The organism is Thermohalobaculum xanthum, assembly GCF_016623495.1.
Lineage (GTDB): Bacteria > Pseudomonadota > Alphaproteobacteria > Rhodobacterales > Rhodobacteraceae > Thermohalobaculum > Thermohalobaculum xanthum.
The window spans coordinates 15,438-41,502 of the sequence record NZ_JAEHHL010000016.1; the positions used below are offsets into that span (position 1 = coordinate 15,438).

Annotated in this window: 22 protein-coding genes, 2 tRNA genes and 1 riboswitch; of the genes, 11 read left to right on the forward strand and 13 right to left on the reverse strand. The window is 64.9% G+C overall.

Features of this window, described 5'->3' with window-relative positions; translation table 11 throughout:
- Nucleotides 1-403 precede the first annotated feature (403 nt).
- Nucleotides 404-1,177, reverse strand: a complete 774-nt coding sequence (locus H0I76_RS18620) for a hypothetical protein (protein ID WP_200613526.1) — start codon at nt 1,175-1,177, stop codon at nt 404-406.
- A gap of 42 nt (nt 1,178-1,219) precedes the next feature.
- Between H0I76_RS18620 and H0I76_RS18625 the strand changes: the two genes are divergently transcribed.
- From H0I76_RS18625 to H0I76_RS18645, 5 genes are all read left to right on the forward strand, one after another.
- Entirely contained in the window at nt 1,220-1,897 is a 678-nt protein-coding gene (locus tag H0I76_RS18625) for a hypothetical protein (protein WP_200613528.1), read from the forward strand.
- A 1,365-nt stretch (nt 1,898-3,262) separates the two neighbouring features.
- On the forward strand, nt 3,263-6,652 hold the full coding sequence (gene hsdR / locus H0I76_RS18630) for a type I restriction-modification system endonuclease (protein ID WP_200613531.1): 3,390 nt from the start codon (nt 3,263-3,265) through the stop codon (nt 6,650-6,652).
- Nucleotides 6,649-8,133, forward strand: a complete 1,485-nt coding sequence (locus H0I76_RS18635) for a class I SAM-dependent DNA methyltransferase (RefSeq protein ID WP_200613533.1) — start codon at nt 6,649-6,651, stop codon at nt 8,131-8,133. The genes hsdR and H0I76_RS18635 overlap by 4 nt, the downstream gene beginning before the upstream one ends.
- On the forward strand, nt 8,130-9,494 hold the full coding sequence (locus H0I76_RS18640; RefSeq protein WP_200613536.1) for a restriction endonuclease subunit S: 1,365 nt from the start codon (nt 8,130-8,132) through the stop codon (nt 9,492-9,494). Before H0I76_RS18635 ends, H0I76_RS18640 begins: the two co-directional genes overlap by 4 nt.
- Nucleotides 9,494-11,104 (forward strand): hypothetical protein, encoded by a 1,611-nt coding sequence (locus H0I76_RS18645; protein ID WP_200613538.1) that lies wholly within the window; start codon nt 9,494-9,496, stop codon nt 11,102-11,104. Before H0I76_RS18640 ends, H0I76_RS18645 begins: the two co-directional genes overlap by 1 nt.
- A gap of 4 nt (nt 11,105-11,108) precedes the next feature.
- Here H0I76_RS18645 and H0I76_RS18650 read toward each other — a convergent pair whose 3' ends face one another.
- The 3 genes from H0I76_RS18650 to H0I76_RS19530 form a co-directional block, all read right to left on the reverse strand.
- Nucleotides 11,109-11,705: a hypothetical protein gene (locus H0I76_RS18650; RefSeq protein WP_200613540.1), complete on the reverse strand. Its 597-nt coding sequence runs from the start codon at nt 11,703-11,705 to the stop codon at nt 11,109-11,111.
- Nucleotides 11,706-11,886: 181 nt separating this feature from the next.
- Nucleotides 11,887-11,963, reverse strand: a tRNA-Arg gene (locus tag H0I76_RS18655).
- A gap of 134 nt (nt 11,964-12,097) precedes the next feature.
- Complete coding sequence (locus tag H0I76_RS19530; protein WP_325166486.1) at nt 12,098-12,730, reverse strand: sensor histidine kinase; 633 nt, start codon at nt 12,728-12,730, stop codon at nt 12,098-12,100.
- A 68-nt stretch (nt 12,731-12,798) separates the two neighbouring features.
- Between H0I76_RS19530 and H0I76_RS19535 the strand changes: the two genes are divergently transcribed.
- Nucleotides 12,799-13,014, forward strand: a complete 216-nt coding sequence (locus H0I76_RS19535) for a hypothetical protein (RefSeq protein ID WP_234455435.1) — start codon at nt 12,799-12,801, stop codon at nt 13,012-13,014.
- A 560-nt stretch (nt 13,015-13,574) separates the two neighbouring features.
- On the opposite strand, the gene H0I76_RS18665 is transcribed toward H0I76_RS19535, so the two are convergent.
- Together H0I76_RS18665 and H0I76_RS18670 are read right to left on the reverse strand one after the other, a co-directional pair.
- Nucleotides 13,575-14,999, reverse strand: coding sequence for a dihydrolipoyl dehydrogenase family protein (locus H0I76_RS18665; RefSeq protein ID WP_200613542.1), 1,425 nt, complete (start codon nt 14,997-14,999; stop codon nt 13,575-13,577).
- Nucleotides 15,000-15,045: 46 nt separating this feature from the next.
- Nucleotides 15,046-15,792, reverse strand: coding sequence for a TVP38/TMEM64 family protein (locus H0I76_RS18670; protein ID WP_200613544.1), 747 nt, complete (start codon nt 15,790-15,792; stop codon nt 15,046-15,048).
- Nucleotides 15,793-16,116: 324 nt separating this feature from the next.
- Here H0I76_RS18670 and rpmH point away from each other — a divergent pair, with 324 nt between their 5' ends.
- The 5 genes from rpmH (at nt 16,117) to H0I76_RS18695 (ending at nt 17,543) form a co-directional block, all read left to right on the forward strand.
- A complete protein-coding gene (gene rpmH / locus H0I76_RS18675) occupies nt 16,117-16,251 on the forward strand; it encodes a 50S ribosomal protein L34 (RefSeq protein ID WP_200613546.1) in 135 nt (44 codons plus the stop codon).
- Between the two features lie 35 nt (nt 16,252-16,286).
- Nucleotides 16,287-16,730, forward strand: a complete 444-nt coding sequence (gene rnpA / locus H0I76_RS18680) for a ribonuclease P protein component (protein WP_200613548.1) — start codon at nt 16,287-16,289, stop codon at nt 16,728-16,730.
- Nucleotides 16,727-16,969 (forward strand): membrane protein insertion efficiency factor YidD, encoded by a 243-nt coding sequence (gene yidD / locus H0I76_RS18685; RefSeq protein WP_200613550.1) that lies wholly within the window; start codon nt 16,727-16,729, stop codon nt 16,967-16,969. Before rnpA ends, yidD begins: the two co-directional genes overlap by 4 nt.
- Nucleotides 16,970-17,046: 77 nt before the next feature.
- Nucleotides 17,047-17,385 (forward strand): DMT family protein, encoded by a 339-nt coding sequence (locus H0I76_RS18690; RefSeq protein ID WP_200613552.1) that lies wholly within the window; start codon nt 17,047-17,049, stop codon nt 17,383-17,385.
- 72 nt (nt 17,386-17,457) lie between these two features.
- Nucleotides 17,458-17,543 (forward strand) — tRNA-Leu (locus tag H0I76_RS18695).
- 27 nt (nt 17,544-17,570) lie between these two features.
- Here the strand turns inward: H0I76_RS18695 and H0I76_RS18700 are convergent.
- The 7 genes from H0I76_RS18700 to xsc form a co-directional block, all read right to left on the reverse strand.
- Nucleotides 17,571-18,377 carry an inositol monophosphatase family protein gene (locus H0I76_RS18700; protein WP_200613554.1) on the reverse strand — a complete coding sequence of 269 codons (807 nt, stop codon included), beginning with the start codon at nt 18,375-18,377 and terminating at the stop codon, nt 17,571-17,573.
- A gap of 215 nt (nt 18,378-18,592) precedes the next feature.
- A complete protein-coding gene (locus H0I76_RS18705) occupies nt 18,593-19,663 on the reverse strand; it encodes an NADH:flavin oxidoreductase/NADH oxidase (protein ID WP_200613557.1) in 1,071 nt (356 codons plus the stop codon).
- Between the two features lie 170 nt (nt 19,664-19,833).
- Nucleotides 19,834-20,670, reverse strand: coding sequence for a bifunctional hydroxymethylpyrimidine kinase/phosphomethylpyrimidine kinase (gene thiD, locus H0I76_RS18710; protein ID WP_200613559.1), 837 nt, complete (start codon nt 20,668-20,670; stop codon nt 19,834-19,836).
- A gap of 42 nt (nt 20,671-20,712) precedes the next feature.
- Nucleotides 20,713-20,812, reverse strand: a riboswitch (TPP riboswitch).
- Nucleotides 20,813-20,860: 48 nt separating this feature from the next.
- The gene (locus H0I76_RS18715; RefSeq protein WP_200613561.1) at nt 20,861-22,120 is read right to left on the reverse strand and encodes an ABC transporter permease; all 1,260 of its coding nucleotides are present in this window, start codon (nt 22,118-22,120) and stop codon (nt 20,861-20,863) included.
- 10 nt (nt 22,121-22,130) lie between these two features.
- Entirely contained in the window at nt 22,131-22,940 is an 810-nt protein-coding gene (locus tag H0I76_RS18720; RefSeq protein ID WP_200613564.1) for an ABC transporter ATP-binding protein, read from the reverse strand.
- Between the two features lie 56 nt (nt 22,941-22,996).
- Nucleotides 22,997-23,992, reverse strand: coding sequence for a taurine ABC transporter substrate-binding protein (locus tag H0I76_RS18725; protein WP_200613567.1), 996 nt, complete (start codon nt 23,990-23,992; stop codon nt 22,997-22,999).
- A 216-nt stretch (nt 23,993-24,208) separates the two neighbouring features.
- Complete coding sequence (gene xsc / locus H0I76_RS18730) at nt 24,209-25,984, reverse strand: sulfoacetaldehyde acetyltransferase (RefSeq protein ID WP_200613570.1); 1,776 nt, start codon at nt 25,982-25,984, stop codon at nt 24,209-24,211.
- Nucleotides 25,985-26,065 lie beyond the last annotated feature (81 nt).

Genomic DNA, 26,065 nt, shown 5'->3' on the forward strand with positions numbered 1-26,065 from the left:
TTGCCCGACGAGGGAACCAATGAGATCACTGCAAGGAAGGCGCCACGCATTCCTCATCCCGTGGGCGTGAATGCCGGCATCGGAAAGGGACACCGCACCACCTTCGCCGCAGCCAGAGAAAGATAGGAAACGGGGGCAGCCGCCGATTTCCTCCGCTTCACCTAGCCTGTCAGAAGCGAGTTTCATAAACAACAAATTTTTACCGTTAAATTTGGCGTATTTTTGAATCTTAAAAGGAATCCAAAAGACTCAAACTACACTTACTCTATTAATATAAAAGAAGGCACCCAACGGGATGGAGGCGTCGGCGGCACAAGATTTGGATACCGATGACCTCATGGCAACACTATATCTTGCGCCTGAGGTCAACTGGAGAACTCTTCTCAAAACCCAGGCGGCTTCGCTACCGCCTCCTCCCGTAGGGTCCGGAGCCCATCCCGACGCCTCGACTAGAGTGAGGGTGAACTGGATAGTGGCGGGAGATCGCGTTGAGAGCCTTCCGCAGTTGGGCATGGTCGTGCGAGTGCACCCAACCCGAGTATATGAAGAACTTGTGAAGCGCCAACGAAACGGCGGGAAGTCTTGCGCGGATACGCTCGTGCGGAACCTCCTCGCCAAAGAGCAGGTAGAGGACCTGCGCGATTTCGCGTGGCGACGGCAGTTTGGAATGATGCCGCCCCTGTTTGTGCACGAGGTATCGAGCAATCGCAAACGCAAGAGTCGTTTTCATAACGTCGTCATGAGGGACGAGCGGGCCCGTCCGCTTATGGCCCGGGAAATCATAACTCCGGCCTCGGAACCAGATTACAAACCGCTTGGCCTCGAGATCGAACTGGATGATCTCCACCCCGTCTCCCATCACCTTGTCGCTACGCGGCAGCTTCATGAAGCCCATTGCGGCCAGCCCGATCTCTCCGCCGAGAGCCAGGTTCCAGTCAGGCTCTCCCTGCTTCTTGCGATCGAGCGCCATGGGGCGCCAACTCTCGCTTGGCCCGTTGTTCCAGATTTTCACGCGCGCGAGGTAAATCGCCCGACGGAGCTTGATTGGGATCGCCGGCCGCGCTGGACGTGATCCTCGTCCTTCTGGAATGTTGAAGACATCGACTCGGGGGCGACCGCTCTTTTTGCGCGGACCAACGGTCTCGGGGTCTAGAGAAAGTATTTCATGTTTCGGCATCGAAACTCCTCGATAAGAGAGAACTGAGACTGGCCCGCAAAGATGCGCGCGGCGTCGAACGATTTGACGGAGAGCAGGCGAGAATGCGAATGGCAACGAATGACACGTCAATGGAATCTCTCACTGCACCGTGTGCGCGGCGCACAGCTTGACCGGCTGGCTCGCTCTGCTGGCAAGGACAAGTCAGACCTCATCGACCACTGGATCAGGGCAGAGCTACGACGCGCGCCAGCGCGGGTGGATGGCTCTCCGGCGATCACTCCCGATGGCATCGCCGTCCGAACCTTGCGACAAGGCACAGAACGCTTCTTGAGCGTCAGGATCGACGGCAATGCACCGACACTCTTTCGCGTAATCCCCGATAGCGCGCCGACTGGCATCGAAAGCGGGTCCCATCTCCAACTGCTCGCCGCACTGCTCAGAACGAACGGGACGGGATCGGCAGGCGGAACCGCTGTCGGTGCCTTCGGTGGCGTGCTCATCGTTCACCGTCAGGGGCGTGGCTTCGTCATCCAGCAGTCCACGAAAGACCGGGATAGCATGAGAGAGAAGATATCGAAGGTGACGCTGACGACTGCGTTGTTGGAGGACTTCGGCGAAGCCATCGAGGACGCTCTGAGGCAAGTTGGTGGCATGATAGAAATTGAGCCTCGGGCGGGCGTCGACGACTGTTTCGAGCTCTTCGACTTGGCGAGTGGTTCCGATGCCAACAGTGAATGAACCGGGAGCGGTCTTCCTCGACCGATGGCGGATCACCGAAATGGACACCTAGGACAAAGACGTCCTCGATCTCTTCGAGGAGGCGCACATCACGTTCGAGGATCGCGCCGACGGAGAGGTCGCCTTCGTGTCCGTGAAGGGATGGCTGGAGTTTCGCTACGGGCAGCGCGACGGCCTGCCATGCGCCGAGTTCTCGTGGGAAGGAAAGAGCGACCGAGACGGCGCCTGCGGACGGGGGTGGGCCGTGCTTGAGACGAGTAAGAAAATTCGCGGGCACGTCTTCATTCATTGTTCGGACGACTCCGGGTTCGTCGCCGTGCGGGGTCATTCGACGAGATACGCTCAGGAAGCACTGTAATCGTGCGTAAGCGGGGCAGCGTGGCTCGCCGCTGGCTCAAGATATCAGTTCGTCACCCGGCGCACAGCAGCAACTGAGCGCGTCTCCGAGCGAATGGGTCTGGAACTCATGCGCGTCACCGAGCCTGTGCCGCGCTGGTCAATCGTGCTCTCATCTCTCAAACCTATCGACCATTTCGCTTCCATCCGAGAACCTCTGGGTGATTTCCACTGCCGAGGGCGTGAGCTTGAAGTTTACGACCTCGTCATGGGAGCCATCACGCCACCGCCCTTTAGAGCCATCTGGCTGCACGGTAGCCCAAACCACGCGCTTACCTTCAAGCTTGCATGCGTTTCGCCACTCTTTACGATCTCCCGCGCGAACATAGCTCGTCTTAATTTCTGAGGCCGTCGACCTGGTCACAGATATAATCTCAATTGGGCGGCCCATTATTGCGGCAATCGTAGCGCGACATACGAGTTCTTTTTCGTGAACCGAAATATTAACTTCGTCATCGCCGCAAGACACGATCATGATCCCAATCAAGAGCGACCCAAGTAGGCGAGTCGCCTGTCGTTTATTATCTCCATTTTCCAATTATAATACCTCGCAAACGATATATCTCATTCGATTTTGCTCCATCGACTATGCCCTCGGGCTGACGCGTCGATCAAGTAATCTGCAACTCTGGCGCGCAGCGTATGGTCGATGCTCGTGCTTCCCGGCCTGTGATCGGTCGCCCGAAAGTCCGAGGAGCATGATACAGGCTTCCTTTAGGCGCTCCTCTATGAGCGTCTCCAACCGAAGCGTCGCGGCCGATCGACGCCGAGCCGCCGGCTCCGTCTCTTCCCGCAGCGCTGACCCTCGGCACTGCTATTAGAGAATGGATCGGGGGCTCACGCGCCGGAACTCGCGAGTTATCTCCCGGCAAAGCCGACCCTTCCGGTCTCCCTAAAGTAGTGTAAGTTTCCCTCCGACATGACGCTCCATTCACCAACCGTTAACCAATTTTCTGGCCCGCTTCGGGGATGACGAAACTCGAGTCGCGCAACTTCCGCTTCATGCAGGCTCATGAGCCGCAGTTTGATCGCCTTGGCGCTCTTGCCGAGCGGAATTTCCGTGACGACCCCAACACGTGCCTCCTGAAACTCAGGCAGTTTGCTGAACTTCTCGCCCAGGAAGTGGCGGCACGCATCGGCCTCTACTGCTCGACCGACGAGAGCCAGGCCGATCTCCTGAGGCGGCTGAAAGTCGAACGGGCTGTGCCCACTGCCGCTCTCGATCTCTTCCATCAGGTGCGGAAGGCCGGCAACGATGCCGCGCACAACCACGCAGATGATCACGCCCTTGCGCTCACGACGCTGAAAATCACCCGGCAGCTGGCGATCTGGTTCCACAAGACATTCGAAAACGACCCGACCTTCAAGGCGGGGCCGTTCGTGCCGCCATCGGAGCCGGCAGCTGCCGAGGCCAGGCTGCTGGAGGAACTTGAGCGTCTCCAGAAACAGCTCGTTGAGAGCAAGAGCGCCGAAGAGCGTGCGAGGGAGGAAGCCGAGGCAGCTGCGCTGGCCCGTGAGACGGCGGAGGAACGCGCAAGGCGCGAAGCCGAGGAGCGCGCAACATGGGCCGAGCTTGCCGAGGAAGCTGAAACCGCGAAAAACGCGCTGGCCGAACAGCTGAGATCGCTCCAGGCGGCAGCGGAGCAGGCGACAGGCGCCCAAAAGCTGCATTTTCTGCAACTTGCCGAGGCAGCGGCGGAAGGCATCACCCTCGACGAGGCTGCCACGCGTGCGATCATCGACCAGCAGCTTCGAGATCGCGGCTGGGAAGCAGACAGCGAAGCGCTTCATTTCGCGCGGGGCACGCGACCCTCAAAGGGCCGGAGCATGGCGATTGCCGAATGGCCGACGGAAAACGGTCCTGCGGACTACGCCCTTTTCATCGATACGAAGCTCGTCGCGGTCGTCGAGGCGAAACGAAGGCGCAAGAACGTCTCCGCCGCGATCGACCAGGCCGAACGCTACGCGAAGGCATGCCGGCTCGATGGCGGCGCCGAGCCAGTCGGAGGTCCGTGGGGCGACTACCGCGCGCCCTTCGTCTTCGCGACGAACGGGCGCCCCTATCTCAAGCAGTTGGAGACCGAGAGCGGCATCTGGTTCCGCGACACGCGAAGAAATACCAACACGCGCCGCGCACTGACGGACTGGTTCACACCAGAAGGTCTGAAGGCCGAACTCGAAACCGATCGTGAAGCGGCACAAGAAGCCCTCAAGACCCAGCCGTTCAACTTTGGCTTCCCGCTGCGCCCCTATCAGCGAGCCGCGATCGAGAAGGTCGAGGAAGCGCTCGGCGAAGGGAAGCGCGAGCTACTGGTTGCAATGGCGACGGGCACAGGCAAGACCAAGCTCACGATTGCCCTTCTCTATCGCCTGCTGAATGTGAAGCGGTTCCGGCGGGTCTGCTTCGTCGTCGATCGCACAGCTCTAGGAGACCAGACGGCAGGCGAGTTTCGCACGACCAAGGTGATCGGCCCCCGCGCTTTCGCAGATATCTTCGACCTGAAAGACCTCGGAGACGCCGTTCCTGAGACGGAGACCAAGGTCCACATCTGCACGATCCAGGGATTGGTGAACCGTGTTCTCTTCGCGAACGAGCCGGGCACCGTCCCACCGATCGACCAATACGACCTGATCGTCGTGGACGAATGCCACAGGGGTTACCTGCTCGATCGCGAGATGTCGGATGACGAGCTCTCCTTCCGCTCAGAGACTGACTACATCTCGAAATACCGGCGCGTGCTCGAACATTTCGACGCGGTGAAGATCGGCCTCACGGCGACGCCGGCGCTCCACACCGTCGAGATATTCGGCGACCCCGTGTTTACCTATTCCTACCGCGAGGCCGTCATCGACGGCTTCCTGATCGACCATGAGCCGCCGATCAGGATCGAGACGGCGCTCGCCCAGGCTGGGATAACCTTCGGCGCCGGCGAGGAGGTCGAAATTCTCCACACGAAGACGGGTGAGATCGACCTCGCGCACCTACCCGACGAGATCAGCTTCGAGGTCGAGTCCTTCAACCGCAAGGTCATCACGGTCCCCTTCAACCGCACGGTGGCCGAGGAACTCGCGAAGCACATCGACCCTGGTCTGGACGGCAAGACGCTTGTCTTCGCGGCCACCGACGCCCATGCCGACATCGTCGTCGACGAGCTCAAGAAAGCCTTCGCGGCGGCATATGGAGAGATTGAGGATGGCGCTGTCAGGAAGATCACCGGCAGCGTCGATCGGGTTGGCTCTCTGATCCGCCATTATCGCAACGACAGCCAACCGAAGGTCGCAGTGACCGTCGACCTGCTGACCACCGGCATCGACGTGCCCAGCATCACGAGCCTCGTCTTTCTGCGGCGCGTTAACTCCCGCATCCTCTACGAACAGATGCTCGGTCGTGCGACGCGGCAGTGTCCCGACATCGGCAAGGAGACATTCCGCATCTTCGATGCTGTCGACCTCTATCCGCATCTCCAAAACCTGACCGACATGCGGCCAGTGGTGACCGACCCGAAGGTGGCCCTCGAAGAGCTCTTCGAGGAACTCACGAAGGCCGAGGCGGAGGAGCACCGCCAGTCGGTTCTGGATCAGATCGTCGTGAAGCTTCGGCGGCGCCTACGCCGCATGCACGACGAGGCGCGCCAGCGCTACGAGGCTACCACGGGCGAGAAACCGGAGGACACACTTAAGCGCTTCCAGGAAGGCACGGCGGAGAGCGCCCGGGAATGGGTAAAATCGAAGCCCAGAGGCTTCGCGAAGATTCTCGACTGGAACCCGGACGGTAGCGGCGGGCTCCACCTGCCGATCTCACACCACGACGACGAGGTCGTCGCCGTCACCCGTGGCTATGGTGACGCCGAGAAGCCCGAGGACTTTCTTGACGGTTTCACGGCTTTCGTTCGCGGCAACATCAACAAGATCGCTGCCCTCAATCTCGTGGTCCAGCGCCCGCGCGAACTGACCCGCGAACAGCTGCGCGAGCTTCGCCTAGAACTAGATCGGCTCGGCTACTCCGAGGCCAACCTCAAGCGTGCCTGGCAGGATGCGAAGAACGAGGACATCGCCGCCTCCATCATTGGCTTCGTGCGGCAGGCCGCCATCGGCGATCCGCTCGTTCCCTTCGCCGAGCGCGTCAACAAGGCCATGCAGCGCATCTACGCAAGCCGCCCCTGGACAGACCCGCAGCGGAAGTGGCTGAAGCGCATCGCCGAGCAGGTCGAGCGCGAGATCGTAGTTGACCGCGAGGCGCTGGATCGCGATCCCTTCGACAACCATGGTGGCTTCAATCGCCTGAACAAGGTGTTCGGCGGACAACTCGAAGGCATCATCAGCGATATCAACGAAGAACTCTGGAGGAAGACCGCGTGAACGAGGTCACGAGAACCACAGGCGACATCGTCCAGAAGCTCTGGTCGCTCTGCCACATCCTCCGCGACGACGGCGTCACCTACAACGAATACGTCACCGAGCTCACCTACCTCCTGTTCCTCAAGATGATGCAGGAGACCGGGCGCGAAGAGCGCCTGCCGCACGGCTATGGCTGGACCAGCCTCGCGGCCAAGCAGGGCCTCGACCAGCTCGAATACTACCGCCACCTCCTCCTCGATCTCGGCGACACCAAGAAGACGACCGACCCGACCGTGCTCGCGATCTTCACCGACGCCCAGACCAAGCTCAGGAAGCCGGCGAACCTCAAGGCGCTCACCTCCGCGATCGACAAGCTCGATTGGTATTCGGCGCGCGAGGAGGGGCTCGGCAACCTCTACGAGGGCCTGCTCGAAAAGAACGCGGCAGAGAAGAAGAGCGGCGCCGGCCAATACTTCACTCCCCGCCCCCTCATCGACTGCATGGTCCGCCTGATGAAGCCAAAGCCGGGCGAGACTATCGAAGACCCCGCCGCTGGCACCGGCGGCTTCCTTGTCGCGGCCGACCGCTACATCAAGGACGCAACCGACGACCTCTTCGAGCTGACCGAGGCGCAGGCGTATTTCCAGCGCCACCATGCCCTGAGCGGGCTCGAACTCGTGCCCGACGCCCACCGTCTCTGCCTGATGAATCTCATGCTCCACGGCATCGAGGGCAATGTGGACTGCGGCGACACGCTCTCGCCCGATGGCGAGGCGCTGGCGAAGGCCGACCTCATCCTGACCAATCCGCCGTTCGGCACCAAGAAGGGCGGCGGTCGGCCGACACGCTCGGACTTCTCGGTGACGGCGGAGACCTCCAACAAGCAGCTTGCCTTCGTCGAGCACATCGTGCGCGCCATGAAATCCGGTGGACGCGCTGCAGTCGTGCTTCCCGACAACGTGCTCTTCGAGGACAACACCGGACGGCGCCTGCGCAGCTGGCTGATGGAGCTCTGCGATCTCCACACCATCCTGCGCCTGCCGACCGGCATCTTCTACGCGCAGGGCGTGAAGACCAACGTCCTCTTCTTCACACGAGGCAAGACCGACAAGGCGAACACCGAGGCGGTCTGGGTCTACGACATGCGCGCGGGCCAGCCCTCCTACGGCAAGACGAGGCCCCTGCGGATCGAGGACTTCGCCGAGTTCAAGGCCGCTTTCGGCGACGACGAGCACGGCGGGGCCGAGCGGCAGGACCAGGGCGAGACGGGGCGCTGGCGCTCCTTCACACGCGAGGAGATCGCGGCGCGCGGCGATAATCTCGACATCTCCTGGCTCCGCGACGGCGAGGACGAGGCCGAGGAGGCGCTGCAGGACCCCGACGACATCACGGCGGCGATCCTCGGGCATCTGCGCGAGGCGCTCCGGGAAGTCGAGGCGCTGGCGGAGGAGCTTGAGGAAGGGAGCGAAGAACTCTCAGCGGTGGTCGAGGCAGCAGAATGAGCGATCACGGATTGCCAGAGAGTTGGGCAAGCGCCGAGATCGGTAGCCTCTGCGATCTGGTCAACGGGAAGGCTTTCAAGCCCAGCGACTGGACGGAGAATGGACTTCCGATTGTCCGCATCCAGAACCTCAACAACCCCGATGCACCATTCAATCACTATGACGGAGACGTTCAGGAGAAATTTCTGATCGGTGAAGGCGAACTCCTTTTCGCTTGGTCAGGCACGCCCGGCACATCTTTCGGCGCACACGTCTGGCGCGGTGGTGATGCCGTCCTAAACCAGCACATCTTTAAGGTCGAGTTCGACGAGAAGAACCTTGAGAAGGACTTTTTTCGCCTTGCTATCAATCAGCGGCTTGATGAGCTGATCGGGAAGGCTCATGGCGGGGTCGGCCTGCGCCACGTGACGAAGGGGGTATTCGAGCAGACCGAAATCGCCATACCGCCCCTTCCCGAGCAGCGGCGGATCGTGGACAAGCTGGACCGGCTCTCAGCGCGCTCGACGGCGGCGAGGCACCACCTCGCCCGCATCCCCATCCTCGCCGCCCGCGCAAAGCAGGCGATTCTAGCGAAGGCGTTCCGGGGTGAGTTGACGGCGGATCAGAGACAGGCCGTGGGAGCAAGGAACTGGCGTTACGGAGCTGCGAAAGACCTATGCGACCTGGTGCAGAGTGGAGGAACGCCCAAGAAAGGCTTTACCGAGAAAGCAGGGGTGCCGTTCTTAAAGGTGTATAATCTCGTCAATCAAACTGTTGATTTCGACTACCGATCACAGTTCGTTTCAGAGCAAGTTCACCGAACGGAGTTGAGAAAATCCGTCGCGCAGCCAGGTGATGTTTTGATGAACATCGTCGGCCCTCCCTTGGGCAAGGTGGCAATTGTTCCGAATGAATACCCGGAGTGGAATGTTAATCAAGCTATCACCGTGTTTCGCCCGGGGCCAAATATATCGAGTAAGTGGCTATATTACTTCTTGCGCTCAGGAATTCCTGTAGAATCAATATATCATGAAACGAAAGGTTCTGCAGGGCAGGTCAATATTTCGCTGTCTCAATGCCGAAACTTCACGATACCAACTCCTGACGATACTGAACAGGCAGAGATTGTGAGCCGAATCGAGACTGCCTTCGCATACATCGACCGCATGGCCGAAGAAGCCTCTCGCGCCGCGCATCTCCTCGATCGCCTCGACGAGCGCCTCCTTGCCAAGGCATTCCGCGGCGAACTCGTGCCCCAGGACCCCAACGACGAACCCGCCGAAGCCCTCCTCGCCCGCATCCGCGCCACCCGTGCGGCCGAGCCGAAGGCGAAGCGGGGCCGTCGCCGGAATTCTACGAGGGCTGCTACTGGAGATAATTGATGAGCAACGTCTTTTCCGACGCGCTTGCGCCTCTCGCCGCGCGGATGCCCAAGGCATTGCGCGAGATCGAGATACTCAGAGTTGCAGCTCAACTCAATGGCGACGATCACGCCACCTCCCTCGAAGCCGCAAGGCGCGCGGTGCTTGCTTGGACCAAGAAACGTGCGGGTGGCCCGCTGCCTCGCGCAGCATGGGAATTTCAGGAGTTCGACTACCTCGCAGGCGGGCGTAACAGTTCTGCCGTTCGCATCACCGGCAATGGCGCAGATATCTGGGCTCTCCGAGCGGACGACCCGGATAGGGAGGTAGCCGGGAGAAATTGGACGACCGAGGTCGTCGTCGGCGCACAGCCGGGCCAACGGCCGCATGTCAGCGCCCGCCTCACAGTAAGCACCACCGAGTCCGAGTTAGCTTTCCAGCCCGCCGTTCCTGGACTCGTGCTCCAATGGATTGACGCTCCTGGCCTTATAAGAGGCGGTCGTGAGATCACCTCTTCGCCAACGATGATCGGATCGGAAGGCTCGGTAGAAGACCTGTGCGACTTTCTCGTCGACCCCGACCGCCGCTTGCCGGTCTACGTCGTAACCCTTCCCGAAGACACGACGACGCCTCTCATCGACGCAGAGGCTGTTGCCAAAGCAACGGCGTGCATCGCTCGCATCTTCATCGTGCCTTCGCAACTTACTTGGGTTCTCACCCGACGCTTCGGTAGGTATCGCTCGGTGTTCGGAGGCGCAGTCAGAGCTTACATGCCTGGTTTCAACGAAGCTGATGATCCGTATCGGCATCGACTCTTCCTGTCCGAACGATTGAAGACCGAAGATGATTGGCGAGCTTGCGGGACGTGGCTTCGCAGCACCGCGGCTACAACAAGCATCACGGCCAACCGTCTGGGACGGGAGATAATCGACTTCGCGTTCGTCCGAACGGCGAGCCGCAAGCTCCAAGTGACGAGCCTTCGAGAACGCCGGGCGCCAGATGCAGAGCAGCTCGAAGTCCAAAGACTGCTGAACGAAAGCTTGGAGAAGCAACTCAACGAGAAGGAAAAGGAGATAGAAATCTCAGTGGGGCTTGCCGCGGAAGCAGAAGAGCGGGCGGCATCATCCGAAAAGGAGTTCCGATCCCTTCTCTACCGCTTCCGCGCGCTCGAGACGCGCCTCAACGCGATCGGCGCAGAGAAAGAGCCAGCACAACCCCTGCCGTCGTCATGGGATGAATTTCTCGACTGGATCGACGCAGAATTCTCGGACCGAGTCCTTCTCACGCCTTCTGCGAGGCGTCTCGTCAAGAAGCCGGATTTCGCGGATGTTGAGCAGGTTGCCAGAGCGGTCACTTGGCTAGCCACGGAAGCTCGGAGTCGCCTCATGGACGGGGGAGGAAGTCTCCGTGACGCCGCTATCGAAGAAGGCGTCAGGAACACGCTCTGTGGAGGGGATGAGTATAATACCCATTGGCATGGACAGAAGCGCCTCGTGGACTGGCACGTCAAAAATGGTGGCAACACGCGAGCGCCAGAGCGCTGCCTACGGATATATTATTTCTGGGAGCCGGAGACCCAGCAGATTGTGATTGATCATCTGCCGTCTCATCGCGTCACGGCGGCCAGCTGACGCTTCACACCGCCGAAGGTAGGCCATATCTACGCAGCATTTCTCCATATTCGTTGAGTTCGTAGACATAACCACCCGGGTTGGTTTCTTGATTGGCACCACCACCGTCAAAGCCTCTATTCGAGAGAAAGCCAATTGCTGACAGTGATGCCGCCACATCTCGATCACGCTGCACGCCCGGGGCGAAATCCTTCAGATAATCTAGGTCCGCGACATAGGCGCGATCCACCATCGCAACCAGCCTCATTGCCTTTGAATACGAGGCGATTTGACCCACAATATGTGCGGCAATGATCCGCCCGACAATTGCCGGCTTCTCCGAGTCTTCTGCTCGATCTAGGATGAGGAGGATGTTTTCCCCAAAACGTTCAAGCTCAGCCTTATCGCCCAAATTTTTTATAAAATCCTTGCGAACATCCGCGTCAACTGTTTGCAACTCCCTCAAGAGCCGCACAATCTTTCTTAGATAGAGCGCATCTCTTATTTCCCTGGCCGCTCTCGTTCCACTCGTGATCAGGCCGAGTATGGGAATGCTATCCAGTGCGCCCGACTCAATCGCCGCATCAAGCGCGGTATCCCCTAGGACTGCAAGCGCATCCAAGCTATCGGACCCGACGGAGTCTGAAAGCTTGAGGCTCGGAGACGGATGCTCCGCGGATTGGCGATCTCGCGACGACATGGGAGCACCTAGCGACTAACGGTATTGCTTTTCGATCGTCATCCAAGGAGCCCCGCGAGGAGCGTCATCAAGCGGGGTTCATAGCTTGCAGGACTTATTGAAATGGCGCACCGGGGAAGATTCGAACTCCCGACCCCCAGATTCGTAGTCTGGTGCTCTATCCAGCTGAGCTACCGGTGCTTCCGGACCGTCGAGATCAGGGCCTCGACGCGACAGGGGGCGATTTATCCGGGTCGGGGTTCGAATGCAAGGAGCAATTTTCCCATCTTCGCGCCGTCGCGAGATGATCTCTGCCCGAGCGGGCGCAAGAGGCATCAGTCGGGCAGCCGGATCTCGAAGGTGGTACCCGAGGGCCCGGTCTCGACAAGTTCGAGCTGGCCTCCGCCTGCCCGGGCGAGTTCGGCTGCTATCGCCAGTCCCAGCCCGGTACCGCCCTGCCTCGCGCCGCCGTGGAACGGGCGGAACAGGTTCTCGCGCGCCCTCGCGGGCATGCCCGGCCCCGTGTCGCGCAGGCGCAGGACGGTCGCCCCATCTGCCTCCGTTAAGGACACGGCAACGTCCCCCGGACGGCTCGTTGTAGCGATGGCTTCGGCGGCATTGCGCATGAGGTTGAGCAGGATGCGGTAGAGGTGCTCGGGGTCCGCCGTCACCTCTGCATCGGCGGGGATCTCGCAAATCAGGCGGATCGCAGGATCGCCAGCACCATCCGCCAGGCCCGCCGCCTCTGCCGCCTCCTCGACCAGGGGTTTCAGCGCGATGCGGCGCGGCTCGGGCGCGCGCTCCTCGGCACGGCCGAAATCGAGGGTGTTCTGGCACAGCGAGATCGCCCGGTCGAGCGACGCGATGAACTTGGGCAGAACACGTCCGACCAGAGGATCGCTCGACATTTCGAGCCGGTCGGCCATCAGCTGCACCGAGGCGAGGATGTTCCGAAGGTCGTGGTTCACCTTTGCCACCGCCTCGCCCAGCGACGCGAGGCGCGCGCGCGCGCAGTGCCATGTGAACGTCGCGCTGCATGGCGGCGAGCGCCCGCTCGGCCTCGGCGACCTCGCCCAGCCGGCTCCCGGGGGTGATGACGCGCGAGGAATCCTCGGGGTTGGCCTGGAACGCCTTCATGCTGCCGATGACGCCCATCAGGGGCGCGACGACGAAGCGACGCACGACGATGAAGATGCACGCCGCGGTGATCAGCGAGATGACCAGCGACAGCTGCAGGATGCGCAGGCCGTAGTCCATCATGGCCGTGCGCAAGGGCTGGGCGTGCAGCGTGATCTCGACGTGCTCGAAGACCTTGTTCTCGGTCTCCCCGATTACCCGTATCACCTCGCCGTCCTTCTCGACGAAGAGACAGGCGAGAGCATCGTGGATCAGCTCCAACGGGCCGGCATCCCTGAGATCGAACGTCTCGGCCATCGTCTCGATCGGCTCGCCGGGGAGCACGAGCATGCGCACCCCGGCATCCCGGACCGCCACGTTGAGCGTCTCGGCATTGCGCAGCAACCTGGCTTGCAGATCCCGCGCGACGAACCCGTCGGGGGCGGCCATCACCGTCATCGCCGCGATCTCGGCGCGGACGATGCGCTCCTGCAGGTAGTCCATCCGGAAGCGGGAGACCGAAGGGACGAAGATCGCCACCTCGATCAGCATCACGACGAACACGGTGAGGATCAGGAGACGCCCGGATATGCCAGCCATCACCTGCATTCACATGCCGCTAATGATCTTCCAAACGCCCCGCCGCGCCCCAACCCTCCGGGCCGCCGCGACGGGTTCCAGGCCCGCAGGCTGAGCTTATCCCAGACGGGCCAGAAGTCGAATCAAACGTTTGATCCAGGGGCGACCGAAGATCCGCGGCGTGTAATAGGCCCCCGCCACCCGCTTCGACACCTCGGAGAGCGTGGGGTATGGCGCGATGACCCCCGCCATCGCCCCGATCTTCAGGCCCTGCGACATGGCCAGTGCCCAAGGCAGGATCAACTCGCCTGCCTGGGGGCCAACGATCGAGGCACCACGGATCTTGCCGCCCTTCGCGACGACGACCTTGATCAGCCCCTCGGTCCGCCCCTCGGCGATGGCCCGGTCGTTGCCCGCAAAGTCGAAGCGGTGGACCTCCCAGCCATGCGGCAGGCTTTCCGCCGCCTCCGCCTCGGTCATGCCCACCTGCGCGATCTCGGGGTCGGTATAGGTCGCCCAGGGAACGATGTCGGTGCGGTTGCGCACCGGCAGCCGGAACAGCGCATTCCGGATCACGAGGCCCGCCTGGTAGTTCGCGACATGGGTGAACTGGAGCCCGCCCGCCACGTCGCCGATCGCGTAGACCCGCCGGTTCGAGACCGAGCGCAGCCCACCATCCACCGTGACGCCCTTGTCGGTATGCTCGACACCCGCCTTGTCGAGACCGAGCCCCGAGACATTGGCGCGACGACCGACGGCCACCAGCAGATGCGATCCCTCGACGGCGTCGCCACCCTCAAGCCCGACCCGGATCGCGCCCGCGCTGCCCGACACCTCGGTGGCCTTGGCGCCCTCGCGGATGTCGATCCCCTCGGCACGCAGGCGATCGAGCGCGATCGCGGCGATCTCGGCGTCATCGCGTGCCAGCGCCTTGAACGCTTCGAGCACGACAACCTCGCAGCCCAGGCGACGGTGCGCCTGCGCCATTTCCAGCCCGATCGGACCGCCGCCGATGACGATGAGCCGCGAGGGCCGCTCGCGCAGATCCCACAGCGTCTCGTTGGTCAGGTAGGGCACGCTGTCGAGGCCGGGGATCGGAGGGACGAAAGGCGAGGAGCCGGTCGCCACCACGAAGCGGCGGGCGCGGATCACATGACCTCCGGCCTCGACCTCGGAAGGGCTGCAGAAGGCTGCGCGCGCCTCGATGACCCGGACGCCGAGCCCCTCGAACCGCTCGACCGAGTCATGGGGCGCGATGGTCGCGATCGCGCGCTTCACATGATCCATCGCCGCGGCGTAGTCGACCGCCGGCTCGTCCGCCGTCACGCCGAACGGCGCCGAGCTGCGATGAGCATGCGCCTTCTTTGCGGCCGCGATCAGGGCCTTGGACGGCACGCAGCCGTAGTTCAGGCAATCGCCGCCCATGCGGTGCCCCTCGATCAGCACCACCGAGGCGCCCATCTGCGCCGCGCCCGCCGCGACCGACAGCCCGCCCGAGCCACCACCGATCACGCACAGATCCGTATCGATCCAGTCCGACATGTGTCTCACTCCGATGATCCGTTCGGGTCCGCCGCTTGGGCGCCAGTCACACGCCACGGCCGCGCAGCCTGCGCAGGACCACCGGCAACGCAGAAAGCGCGGCGAGCCCCAGAAGCGGCCCCAGCACGCCGGGCGTGAAGATCACACCGAGATCCGGCTTGTCGCCCAGCTCGAGCACCGAGCCGAGGCCGGCACCGACCGAGGCGTAGACCGCGGTGCCGGGAATGATCCCGACCAGCGTCGTCCAGGCAAAGGTGCGTAGCTTGACGCCGAGAAACGCGGGAGCAAGGTTGGCGACGAAGAAGGGGATCGCCGGCACGAGCCGCATGATCAGAAGGTAGCTGACCTCGCCCTCGCGAAAGCCCGCCTCGACACGCGTGAGCCATGCGCCCGCCTTCTCGTGCAACAGCGCGCCGAGCGAGCTGCGAGCGGCGCAGAAGATCAGGATCGCACCCACTGTCGCTGCCACCACGGTCAACGAGGTCGCAAGCGGCGTGCCGAACAGGAAGCCGCCGCCGATGGTCAGCCACACCGCGCCCGGGATCGAGAAAGCGACGGCGACGATGTAGAGCCCCATGTAGATCGCGATGGCGAGCACAAAGTTCCGGTCGCGGAACGCCGTCAGGGCATCCCGGTTCTCCGAGAGGGCATCGAATCTCAGATAGTCGCGGCCATAGACGAAGGCGACGAGCGCGCCCGCGGCGATCAGCGCGAGCGGGAGCCAGCGGAGGATCCCGCTCCGTCGCGTATCATGGGTTTCAAGCTCGCTCTTCACGGTTTCACCTAGGGACATGTCCCCTCTCCGTTGCAAGGGTGTTGGCGTCAGTCTGCGCGGAAGTTGTGAAGACGCGATGCGACATTCCACAGGTCTCACGCGGGCTTGAAGAATCGCGAGAACTGTTACGGTCTGCGGCACCTCGCCGATGGCGTCGCCGCCGACGACTTGTCGGGCAGCAGCGCGCCGGCTCCGCCTGCTTGCCGTATCGGGCGACGTTGACTCGCACACCCCCATTCGCTATAGGCCACGGCTCTGAGACATTCGGGCGTTCGGGCTCCGCACGCTCACCGAGACCATCGGCCGCCAGCGCCAGAGCGGGGCCGGTTACTGGAGGAAAAAATGAAGCGCACCTACCAGCCGAGCAGGCTCGTCCGGAAGCGCCGCCACGGTTTCCGCGCCCGCATGGCGACCGCGAACGGCCGCAAGATCGTCGCGCGCCGCCGCCGGCAGGGCCGCAAGCGCCTTTCGGCCTGATTTTCCGCTGGGGCGCGCGCCCGTTGGGAAGCGCCATGGACAGCGAGAACGAGACCATCGAACCGCCGGCCCGGCATGACGCCGTGGCCGGCGGTCCGCGTATTTCGGGTGCGCCGCCCGAGACGCTGAAGAAGCGTGCCGAGTTCCTTGCCTGCGCACGCGCGCTCAAGCAGGCGATGCCGGGCGTGATCGTCCAGGCGCGCCGGCGAAGCCCCGCCGACACCGCCGCACCCCGCGTTGGCTATACCTGTTCGAAGAAGGTTGGCGGCGCGGTCGAGCGCAACCGCGCCAAGCGCAGGCTGCGCGAGGCGGCGCGCGCGGTGATCCCGGCGCTGGGGCGTCCGGGCTGGGACTACGTGCTGATCGGCCGGGCCGGCGCGACCGCGGCGCGCCCCTTCGAGACGCTGATCGCGGACCTCGAAGCCGCGCTCGCGCGCCTGCATGCGCCGCGCGGTGGCGGGGAGCGGGGGCGGGAATGAGCCCGCTTGCCCGGCTCCTCGCCTTGCCGGTGCAGGCTTACCGCCTCGTCCTCAGCCCCTGGCTCGGGCACAGCTGCCGCTTCCAGCCGACCTGCTCGGCCTATGCGCTCGAGGCGCTGGAGAAGCATGGCGCATGGCGCGGGTTCTGGCTCACGGTGCGCCGACTGCTGCGCTGCCGGCCGGGCGGCGGTTCGGGCTACGACCCGGTGCCCGATCCTCCGCCCCGCCGCGGCGGCTGAGCCCCGCGCCGCGCGCCCGGCGCATGCCACGCCCGCCCGCGCCCGAACCGCGCCTCCCCTTCATCGCGAGTCCGTAAATGAGCCCCCAGATCACCGCGATCGGCCTGCTCACCCTGTCAAACGTCTTCATGACCTTCGCCTGGTATGGCCACCTGAAGTTCAAGGCCGCGCCGCTGGCGACGGTCGTCCTGATCAGCTGGGGCATCGCGTTCTTCGAGTACTGCCTGCAGGTCCCGGCCAACCGCATCGGCCACAGCGTCTTCAGCACGGCCGAGCTCAAGACCATCCAGGAGGTCATCACCCTCACGGTCTTCGCGGTGTTCTCGGTGACCTATCTGGGCGAGGCGCTCCGCTGGAACCACCTGCTGGGCTTCGGGCTGATCGCCTGTGGTGCCTTCTTCGTGTTCCAGAAGTGACCGCCCGGGGTTGCGCGCCGCGCCTTTGCGCTTAATTTCGCCGCGCGGCTGATGTAGAGCCGGGGACGCATCGCGGGCGTGATGGAACTGGTAGACATACCGGACTTAAAATCCGGAGGCCTTGCGCCGTGCGGGTTCGACCCCCGCCGCCCGCACCAGATGCACGCCCCCTGCCCGCGCGCCCGTCATACGAAGGGTGCGAGCACCGCGAGAAGCCTGGCATGCACGGTCGGCGAGCCCGCGACGATCCGGCCATCGCCCTGCAGCCCGAGTGGCCCACCCGCCCAGTCGGTCATCACCCCGCCCGCCGCCTCGACGATCGGCAGCACCGGCAGGTAATCGAAGGGCTGCAGGCCGTAATCGACCAGGCCGTCGATCCAGCCGGCCGCGAGCTGGACATAGGAGTAGCAATCCGCCGTCGCGCGCTGGTAGCGCCCCTCGGCCAGCAGCGCGTCGAGCGCCTCGGGTTGGTGGGTGAGGATGCGCTGCATCTCGTTGATCGCGATGAACACGGCCTCGGGCGCCACGTCGGTGCGCAGGCGCAGCGCGCGGTCCGGGGCGGGTGGCCGGGCAAGCCAGGCGCCGAGACCCGGGCCGCCCCAGGCCAGCTCGCCCAGCGCCGGGGCATCGACGAGGCCGACCACCGGCGCGCCGCGATGGAGCAGCGCCAGCAGGGTCCCCCACATCGGATGGCCCGAGATGAAGCTCTTGGTCCCGTCGATTGGGTCGACCAGCCAGAGGAACTCGGCGTCGAGGCGGTCGGTGCCGTATTCCTCGCCCAGGATGCCATGGCCCGGGAAACGGCGCGTGATCTCGGCCCGGATCGCGGCTTCGGTCTCGCGGTCGGCGACGGTCACGGGGCTCTCGTCTTCCTTCGCCTCGACCGCGAAGGGGCGCCGGAAGTGGCGCATCGAACTGGAACGTGCCGCGGCGAGCATCGCGCGCGCGTCGGCGGCGAAGGCCGCGCGGTCGGCTTGGGTCAGTTCGGTCATCGCGCCTCCTCCCGGCGGTCGCGGTCCCGGCGCGCCGCACCGTGCAACACTGTGCCGGTCGGCCATCCGCGACAATGCGGATCGCGGCCCGATGACAGGGCTTGCATGGCCTTTCACGCGTGAAACTGACAGCGACTTATTGAAAAATATATGAAATATAATTCAGCGCGAAAAACCCACGCGCCCCATGACCCGGCGCGCGGCGGCCCGCCGCCTCAGATCCGCGCGCGCAGGTATTGCGGCGGATAGCTGGCCGTGTCGCCCAGGCGCTCGGCCGCGTGCCAGGGCCAGCGCGGATCATGGAGCGCGCCGCGCGCCAGGGCCACCATGTCAGCCTGCCCGGTCGCCAGGATCGTCTCGGCCTGCACCGGGTCAGAGATGCGGCCGACCGCGATGGTCGCGAGCCCGGTGGCGCGCCGGATCTCGGCAGCAAAGCGGGTCTGGTAGCCGTGCACCGCGTCGATCTTCTGCGCGGGCGAGAGACCGCCGCTCGAGACATCGATGAAATCGCAGCCCCGCGCCTTGAGCGCCGCGGCGAGCGCGATCGAGCCTTCGAGATCCCACCCGCCCTCGACCCAGTCGGTCGCCGAGATCCGCATGCCCAGCGGCTTGCCCGCGGGCCAGACCGCGCGCACGGCGTCGAAGATCTCGAGCGGGAAGCGCATGCGGTTCTCGAGGCTGCCGCCATAGGCGTCGTCGCGCGCGTTCGACAGCGGCGAGAGGAAGCTGTGCAACAGGTAGCCATGCGCCGCGTGCAGCTCGACCACGTCGAACCCCAGCCGCGCCGCGCGCTCGGCCGCCTGCACGAAGCCCGCGCGAACGCGTGCCAGCGCCTGGCCGTTCATCGCCTCGGGCGCCGGCCAGCCGGGGCCGAAGGGGATGGCCGAGGGCGCGATGGCCTGCCAGGCGCCATCCCCTGGCGCCAGGGCCCCGCCCCCCATCCACGGCACGTTAGCCGATGCCTTGCGCCCGGCATGGCCAAGCTGGATGCCAAGGCGGGCGCTGCCACGCGCGCGGAAGAAGTCGACGATGCGAGCCATCGCCGCCTCGGTCTCGTCCGACCACAGGCCCACGCAGCCCGGGGAGATGCGGCCCTCGGGCTCGACGCCCGTGGCCTCGACGACGACGAGCCCGAAGCCCGACACCGCGAACTGGCCCAGGTGCATCAGGTGCCAGTCGGTCATGCGCCCGTCCTCGGCGCTGTACTGGCACATCGGCGAGACCACGATCCGGTTGGGAAGCTCGAGATCGCCCAGCGCGATCGGCGTGAACAGGTGTGACGGCATCGGTCTGCCCCATGCGTTTGCGGGAGAGCCGGGCCGGCGAGCGCGGCGCGGCCGGAAGGTGAGCCAGAATCCATTAGCGGATCGGCGCGGGGCGCGCGAGCGGGATCCGCGCGCGCCGGGTGTGGCCATGCCCGACCCGCCACCGGGCAATGCGGGTCAGGCGCCCGAATTCAGGTGTCGGGCCAGAGCGCGTGGAAATGATGCGTCGGCCCGTGCCCGCACCCGACGTCGAGCCGGTCCGAGGCGGCGATCGCACCGGCCACGTAGTCCTTTGCCGTCCGCGCCGCGGTCTGAAGATCGAGCCCGCGCGCAAGCAGCGCCGCAAGCGCGGCCGAGAGCGTACAACCGGTGCCATGCGTGTTGCGCGTCTCGTGCCGCGGCCCCTCGAGCCAGACGACGCCTTCAGCGGTGACGAGCGCATCGGGGCTGGCCGCCGCGGCAAGGTGCCCGCCCTTGACCAACACTGCCCCGGGCCCGCGCGCGAGCAGGCTCGCGGCCTGCGCCGCCATCGCGTCGCGGTCTGTGGCCTCGGGCTGGTCGAGCAGCGCGGCAAGCTCGGGCAGATTGGGCGTGACCACGGTGGCCAGCGGCAGGAGCCGGGTGCGCAGGGCCTCCACCGCGTCGGGCGCCAGCAGGCTCGCGCCACCCTTGGCGACCATGACCGGATCGAGCACCACCACCACCGGCGGCGCATGGCGGGCCAGCGTCTCGGCCACGGCGGTGGCGATCCCCGCGGTCGCGATCATCCCGATCTTGACCGCATCGACCCGGATATCGGCGAAGACCGCGTCGATCTGGGCCGCGACGAAATCGGGCGGCACGAGGTGCACGCCGCTGACCCCTTGGGTGTTCTGTGCCGTGAGCGCCGTCAGCGCCGCCATGCCGTAGGCGCCGTTGGCCGAGAACGCCTTGATGTCGGCCTGGATCCCCGCCCCGCCCGAGGGGTCGGAGCCGGCGATGCTCAGGACGTTGGGAATCGTCCGCGTTCCGGGATCTTGCGCCTTCATCTCGTCCTCCCATGGCGGGGAGGCCGGACCGGCCTGCGACGCGCAGGCGTCCGAGCGACTCCCTCCGCCGGCATTATCCGGGTCAGGTTCCAAGGGTGCGTCTCAGCCCGCGGCCCGGCCGCGAGCGCCCCCGTCTCTCGATCCTCGAAGCCATGCCCCAAAGGTGCTGCGATGTCACGCGCGTTCGGGGTCAGCCCCTGCCCTTCCACGGCACCAGCCACCGCTCGGCGACGCGCATCAGGATGTCGATGCCGTAGCCGATCACGCCGATCAGGATGATACCCATGATCACGATGTCGGTGAGCTGGAACTTCGAGGCTACCATGATCATCATGCCCGCGCCCTTCTCGGCCGCGACCAGTTCGGCCGCGACGACGGTGCCCCAGCACACCCCCATTGCGACGCGCGCGCCGGTGAAGATGTCGGGCAGCGAGTTGGGGATGATGACATGGCGCAGCACCTGCCATTTCGAGGCGCCCAGCGAATAGGCCGCGTGGACCTTCGAGAGGTTCACCCCCGAGACCCCCGAGCGTGCCGCGATGGTCATGATCCAGAGCGCCGCGAGAAACAGCAGGATGATCTTGCCGACCTCGCCGATCCCGGCCCAGATAATCACCAGCGGGATGAGCGCGAGCGGCGGCACCGGGCGCATGAACTCGACGATCGGGTCGAACCAGCCGCGGAACCAGTCGGACAGCCCCATGGCATAGCCCAGCGGGATGCCGATCATCGCGCCGAAGAAGAAGCCCGCGATCACGCGGAACATCGACCAGCCCAGGTGCTGCAGCAGCGTCGAGTTCTGGTAGCCATGGCCCGCGATCTCGAAGAGCCGGCCCACCACGGCCTCGGGCGAGGGCAGCCAGATCGGCTCCATCTGCCAGCCCTTGTCCGGGGTGAAGTTGGGCGTGCCGCGTTCCGACAGCGTCACGCTGCCATTGGCGACCTTGACCTTCTGGCCCGGCGCGATCGGCTGGCCGTCGATGGCCACGACCTTCACGCGCTCGTCGGCCTCGTCGTTGCGGTCGACGCGGACGAGGTCGGAACGCCAGGCGCCGACGGTCAGCACGTCGTTCTTGGCAAAGCCCTCACCCAGAGCGATCTCGCGCGGGATCACGTCCTCGCCCACCCGGTGGACGCGCACGGCCACGGTGGCGTCGTCGCGCTCGCCATCGGCGCGCTCGGCCGTGTATGAGAACTCGGTGTCGCCGATGAAGGGGCCCGGCGCGTGGACCGGCACGAGCTTCGAGCCCGTGAACGCGCCCCACAGCACGAAGATTGTCACCACCGAGATGACGCTGGCGAGGCGGTCGGCGCGCACTGCGCTCTCGTCGCCGAAGGTGACGGTCTTGAGCGACGTGAAGTCGTGCCGCTCGGTCAGCCGCCGGATACCCATGCGGACGACGAGGAAGGCGGCGACGAAGATCGCGACGTAGATCAGCAGGATCAGCATGGCATCCCCCTCAGCCCGCGCCCGCCTCGACGCGGCCCATGATCTCCTCCTCCATGTCCCAGATCATCGAGAGGATCTCTTCGCGCGTCTCGGCATAGCCTTCGGATTTCTTCACGCTGCGCAGGTCGGCCGAGACGCCGCGCTCGGCGAATGGCAGGCGGTATTCGCGGTGGATCCGCCCCGGGCGCGGCGCCATGACGATCAGCCGCTCGCCCAGCAGCAGCGCCTCCTCGACCGAGTGGGTGATCAGGATGATGGTGCGCCCGGTCTCGTTCCAGAGCTTGAGCACGAGGCCCTGCATCTTCTCGCGCGTGAGCGCGTCGAGGGCGCCGAGCGGCTCGTCCATCAGGATCACGTCGGGCTCGTTGGCGAGGCAGCGCGCCAGCGCCACGCGCTGTTGCATGCCGCCGGAAAGCTCGTAGATCGCCTTTTCCTTGAAGTCGCGCAGGCCGACGACGTCGAGCAGGTGATCGACGTCGCGCGCCCAGTCGCGCTCGCGCCGGCCCTTCATGCGCGGACCGAAGGCGACGTTGTCGCGCACGCTCATCCACTCGAAAAGCGCGCCCTGCTGGAAGACCATGCCGCGCTCGGGTCCCGGCCCCGTCACCGGGGTGTCGCCCAGCCGGACCTGCCCCTCGGTCGGCGCGAGGAACCCCGCGACGATGTTGAGAAGCGTGGTCTTGCCGCAGCCCGAGGGGCCGAGCACCGACAGCAGCTCGCCCGCCTTGAGGTCGATCGAGACATTCTTCAGCGCCTGCACGGACGTGCCATTGGGCAGGTCGAAGCGCATCGAGACGTTATCGATGGTGAGATCGCGCATGCGCCCCCCGGTCCGGTAAGAGGGGCCCGGCACCGACCGGTGCCGGGCCGGAGGCGTCACATGCCAGCCGCGGCCTTCAGCGGGCCGGTGTTGACGTTGTTGTCGTAGGTGTCGAGCGCCTTGTCGATCGAGCCGGCCTGCACGAAGACGTCGGCCACGCCCTTCATGAACTCCTGCGCGCCGCCTCCCAGCCACTTCGCGCTGAGCTGGTCCTCGACGTTGGGGAAGAAGAAGGTCGCGATCGTCGCGCTGGTCGCGTCGACATCCATGCCCGCATCCTTGGCGATGACGGGCAGCATCTCGGCCGTGGCATTGCCGCTGTTCCACCGGGCATTGGCATCGGCCGTGACGGCAAGGAACTTCGCGACGAGGTCGGGATACTCGGCGACGAATCCGGCCGGCGCCGAGGTCACGTCGAAGACGAGGATGCCCAGTTCCTCCTTCTCGGCCCCGGTGAGCAGGATGTTGCCGTGCTCCTTCATCCGGCGCAGCGCGCCGCCCCAGCCGCAGGACATGTCGACCGCGCCCTGGGCGAGCGCCGCCGCGCCGTCGGGCGGCGCCATGTCGACGATCTCCATCGTGCCGATGTCGACGCCGAAATGGCTCATCTGCTTGAGGAAGCCGTAATGCGCGGCCGTGCCCAGCGGCACAGCGACCTTCTTGCCCTCGAGATCCTTGGCGTTGGCCTTGTCGATCTCGAGCGCCGAGCGCACGACGCAGTTGTCGTTGTCGGAGTAGCTGACCGCGACATCGACGATCTGCAGGTCCTGGCCGGCGCTGGTCGCGACGACGAAGGGCGGCACGCCCTGGCTGACCGCCAGCTGCACGTCGCCCGAGGCCATCGCCGCGCTCATCGCGGTGCCGGTGTCGAAGCTCACCCAGTTGACTTTGACGCCCATCGCCTTGTCGTACTCGCCTTGCACCTTGGCGTACTGGAACGGCATCGGCCATTCGAGGAAATAGGCCACCGTGATCTCGTCGAGCGCGGCGGCGGGGAGTGCCGGCAGCGCGAGCGAAAGGGCCGCAACTGTGCCCAGCAGAGCCTTCTTCATGCGTGAAACTCCCTGTTCGAGTTGTTATTCGGCCCAGCGAAGACGACTTCTGGTTGCAGGTCAAGCGGCGCGCTGCCCAGCGGTGCGGCTGCACCGGCAATTCGCCACGATTGGCGCCAAAGCCGCGTCGGCTATGCCGAAAATTCGCGCAACAGGAGGATTATCGGAGAGGCAATGCGCCTCTCCGTGCCGACCGGCGGCGATTTCCCGGTCTTTTCAGGCGCCCGTCTGCGGGCGCATGTCGGCGGGGTCGATACCGGCAACCTGCACTGGCTTCTTCATGGCATCGCGGCGGAAGGGTTCGCCCAGTTCCTGGTTGAGGACGACCTCGATGAAGGTGGTGACGCCGCTCTTCTGGGCCTCGCAGGCGGTGGTGAGCGCGTCCTTCAGCTCGTCCATCGTGTGCACCTGCACGCCCTTGAGACCGCAGGCCTCGGCGACCTTTGCATAGCTCAGCGTGGGATGCAGTTCTGTCCCGACGAAGTTGTCGTCGTACCACAGCGTGGTGTTCCGCTTCTCGGCGCCCCACTGGTAATTGCGGAAGACGACCATGGTGATGCCCGGCCATTCCTCGCGCCCGACCGCAGTCATTTCGTTCATCGAGATGCCGAAAGCGCCGTCGCCGGCGAAACCCACCACCGGCACGTCGGGGCAGCCGATCTTCGCGCCGACGATTGCGGGGAAGCCGTAGCCGCAGGGCCCGAAGAGGCCGGGGGCGAGATATTTGCGGCCGGCCTCGAAGGTCGGATAGGCGTTGCCGATCGCGCAGTTGTTGCCGATGTCGGTAGAGATGATGGCGTCCTTCGGCAGCGCCGACTGGACCGCGCGCCAGGCCATGCGCGGGCTCATCCGGTCGGGCTGGCGGGTCCGGGCGCGCTCGTTCCAGCTGGTGCCAGGATCGTCGTCCTCGTGATCCATCGAGGCCAGCGTCTGCAGCCAGCGCGAGCGGGTCTGGTGGACCAGCCCGCGCCGCTCCTCGCGGCCGGTGTCGCCGGCAGAGGGGGAAAGCGCGGCGAGGATCTGGCCCGCCACGCGCTTGGCGTCGCCGCAGATACCGACCGTCACACGCTTGGTCAGCCCGATCCGGTCGGGGTTGAGGTCGACCTGGATGACCTTGGCCTCGCGCGGCCAGTAGTCGATGCCATAGCCCGGCAGGGTCGAGAACGGGTTGAGCCGCGTGCCCAGCGCCAGCACCACGTCGGCCTTGGCGATCAGCTCCATCCCCGCCTTCGAGCCGTTGTAACCCAGAGGCCCGGCGAAGAGCGGATGCGAGCCGGGGAACGCGTCGTTGTGCTGGTAGTTGCAGCAGACCGGCGCATCCAGCCGCTCGGCCAGCGCGGCGCAGTCGGGGATCGCGCCGGCCAGCACCACGCCCGCGCCCGACAGGATCACGGGAAACTTCGCGTCCGACAGAAGCTTCGCTGCCTCGGCCACCGCCTGCTCGCCGCCGGCGGGCCGCTCGACGCGAACGACTTGCGGCAGTTCGATGTCGATCACCTGGGTCCAGTAGTCGCGCGGCACGTTGATCTGCGCAGGGGCCGAGCCGCGCCAGGATTTCTCGATCACCCGGTTCAGCACCTCGGCGATCCGCGACGGATCGCGCACCTCTTCCTGGTAGCAGACGCAGTCGGCGAAGAGGCGCATCTGCTCCATTTCCTGGAAGCCGCCCTGGCCGATGGTCTTGTTCGCCGCCTGTGGCGTGACCAGCAGCATCGGGCTGTGGTTCCAGTAGGCGGTCTTAACCGCGGTGACGAAGTTGGTGATGCCGGGGCCGTTCTGGGCGATGCACATCGCCATCTTGCCGGTCGCGCGGGTGTAGCCGTCGGCCATGTAGCCGCCGTTGCATTCATGCGCGACGTCCCAGAACGTGATCCCGGCGCGGGGGAAGAGGTCCGAGATCGGCATGAAGGCCGAACCGATGATGCCAAAGGCATGCTCGATCCCATGCATCTGCAGGACTTTGACGAAGGCTTCCTCGGTGGTCATCTTCATGGCGCACGATCCTTCACTTGCCGCGGCCGCGCATGGGCGCCGGCCCGCCGATATCCGCGATGGAGCCCTGGCTCCGACCGG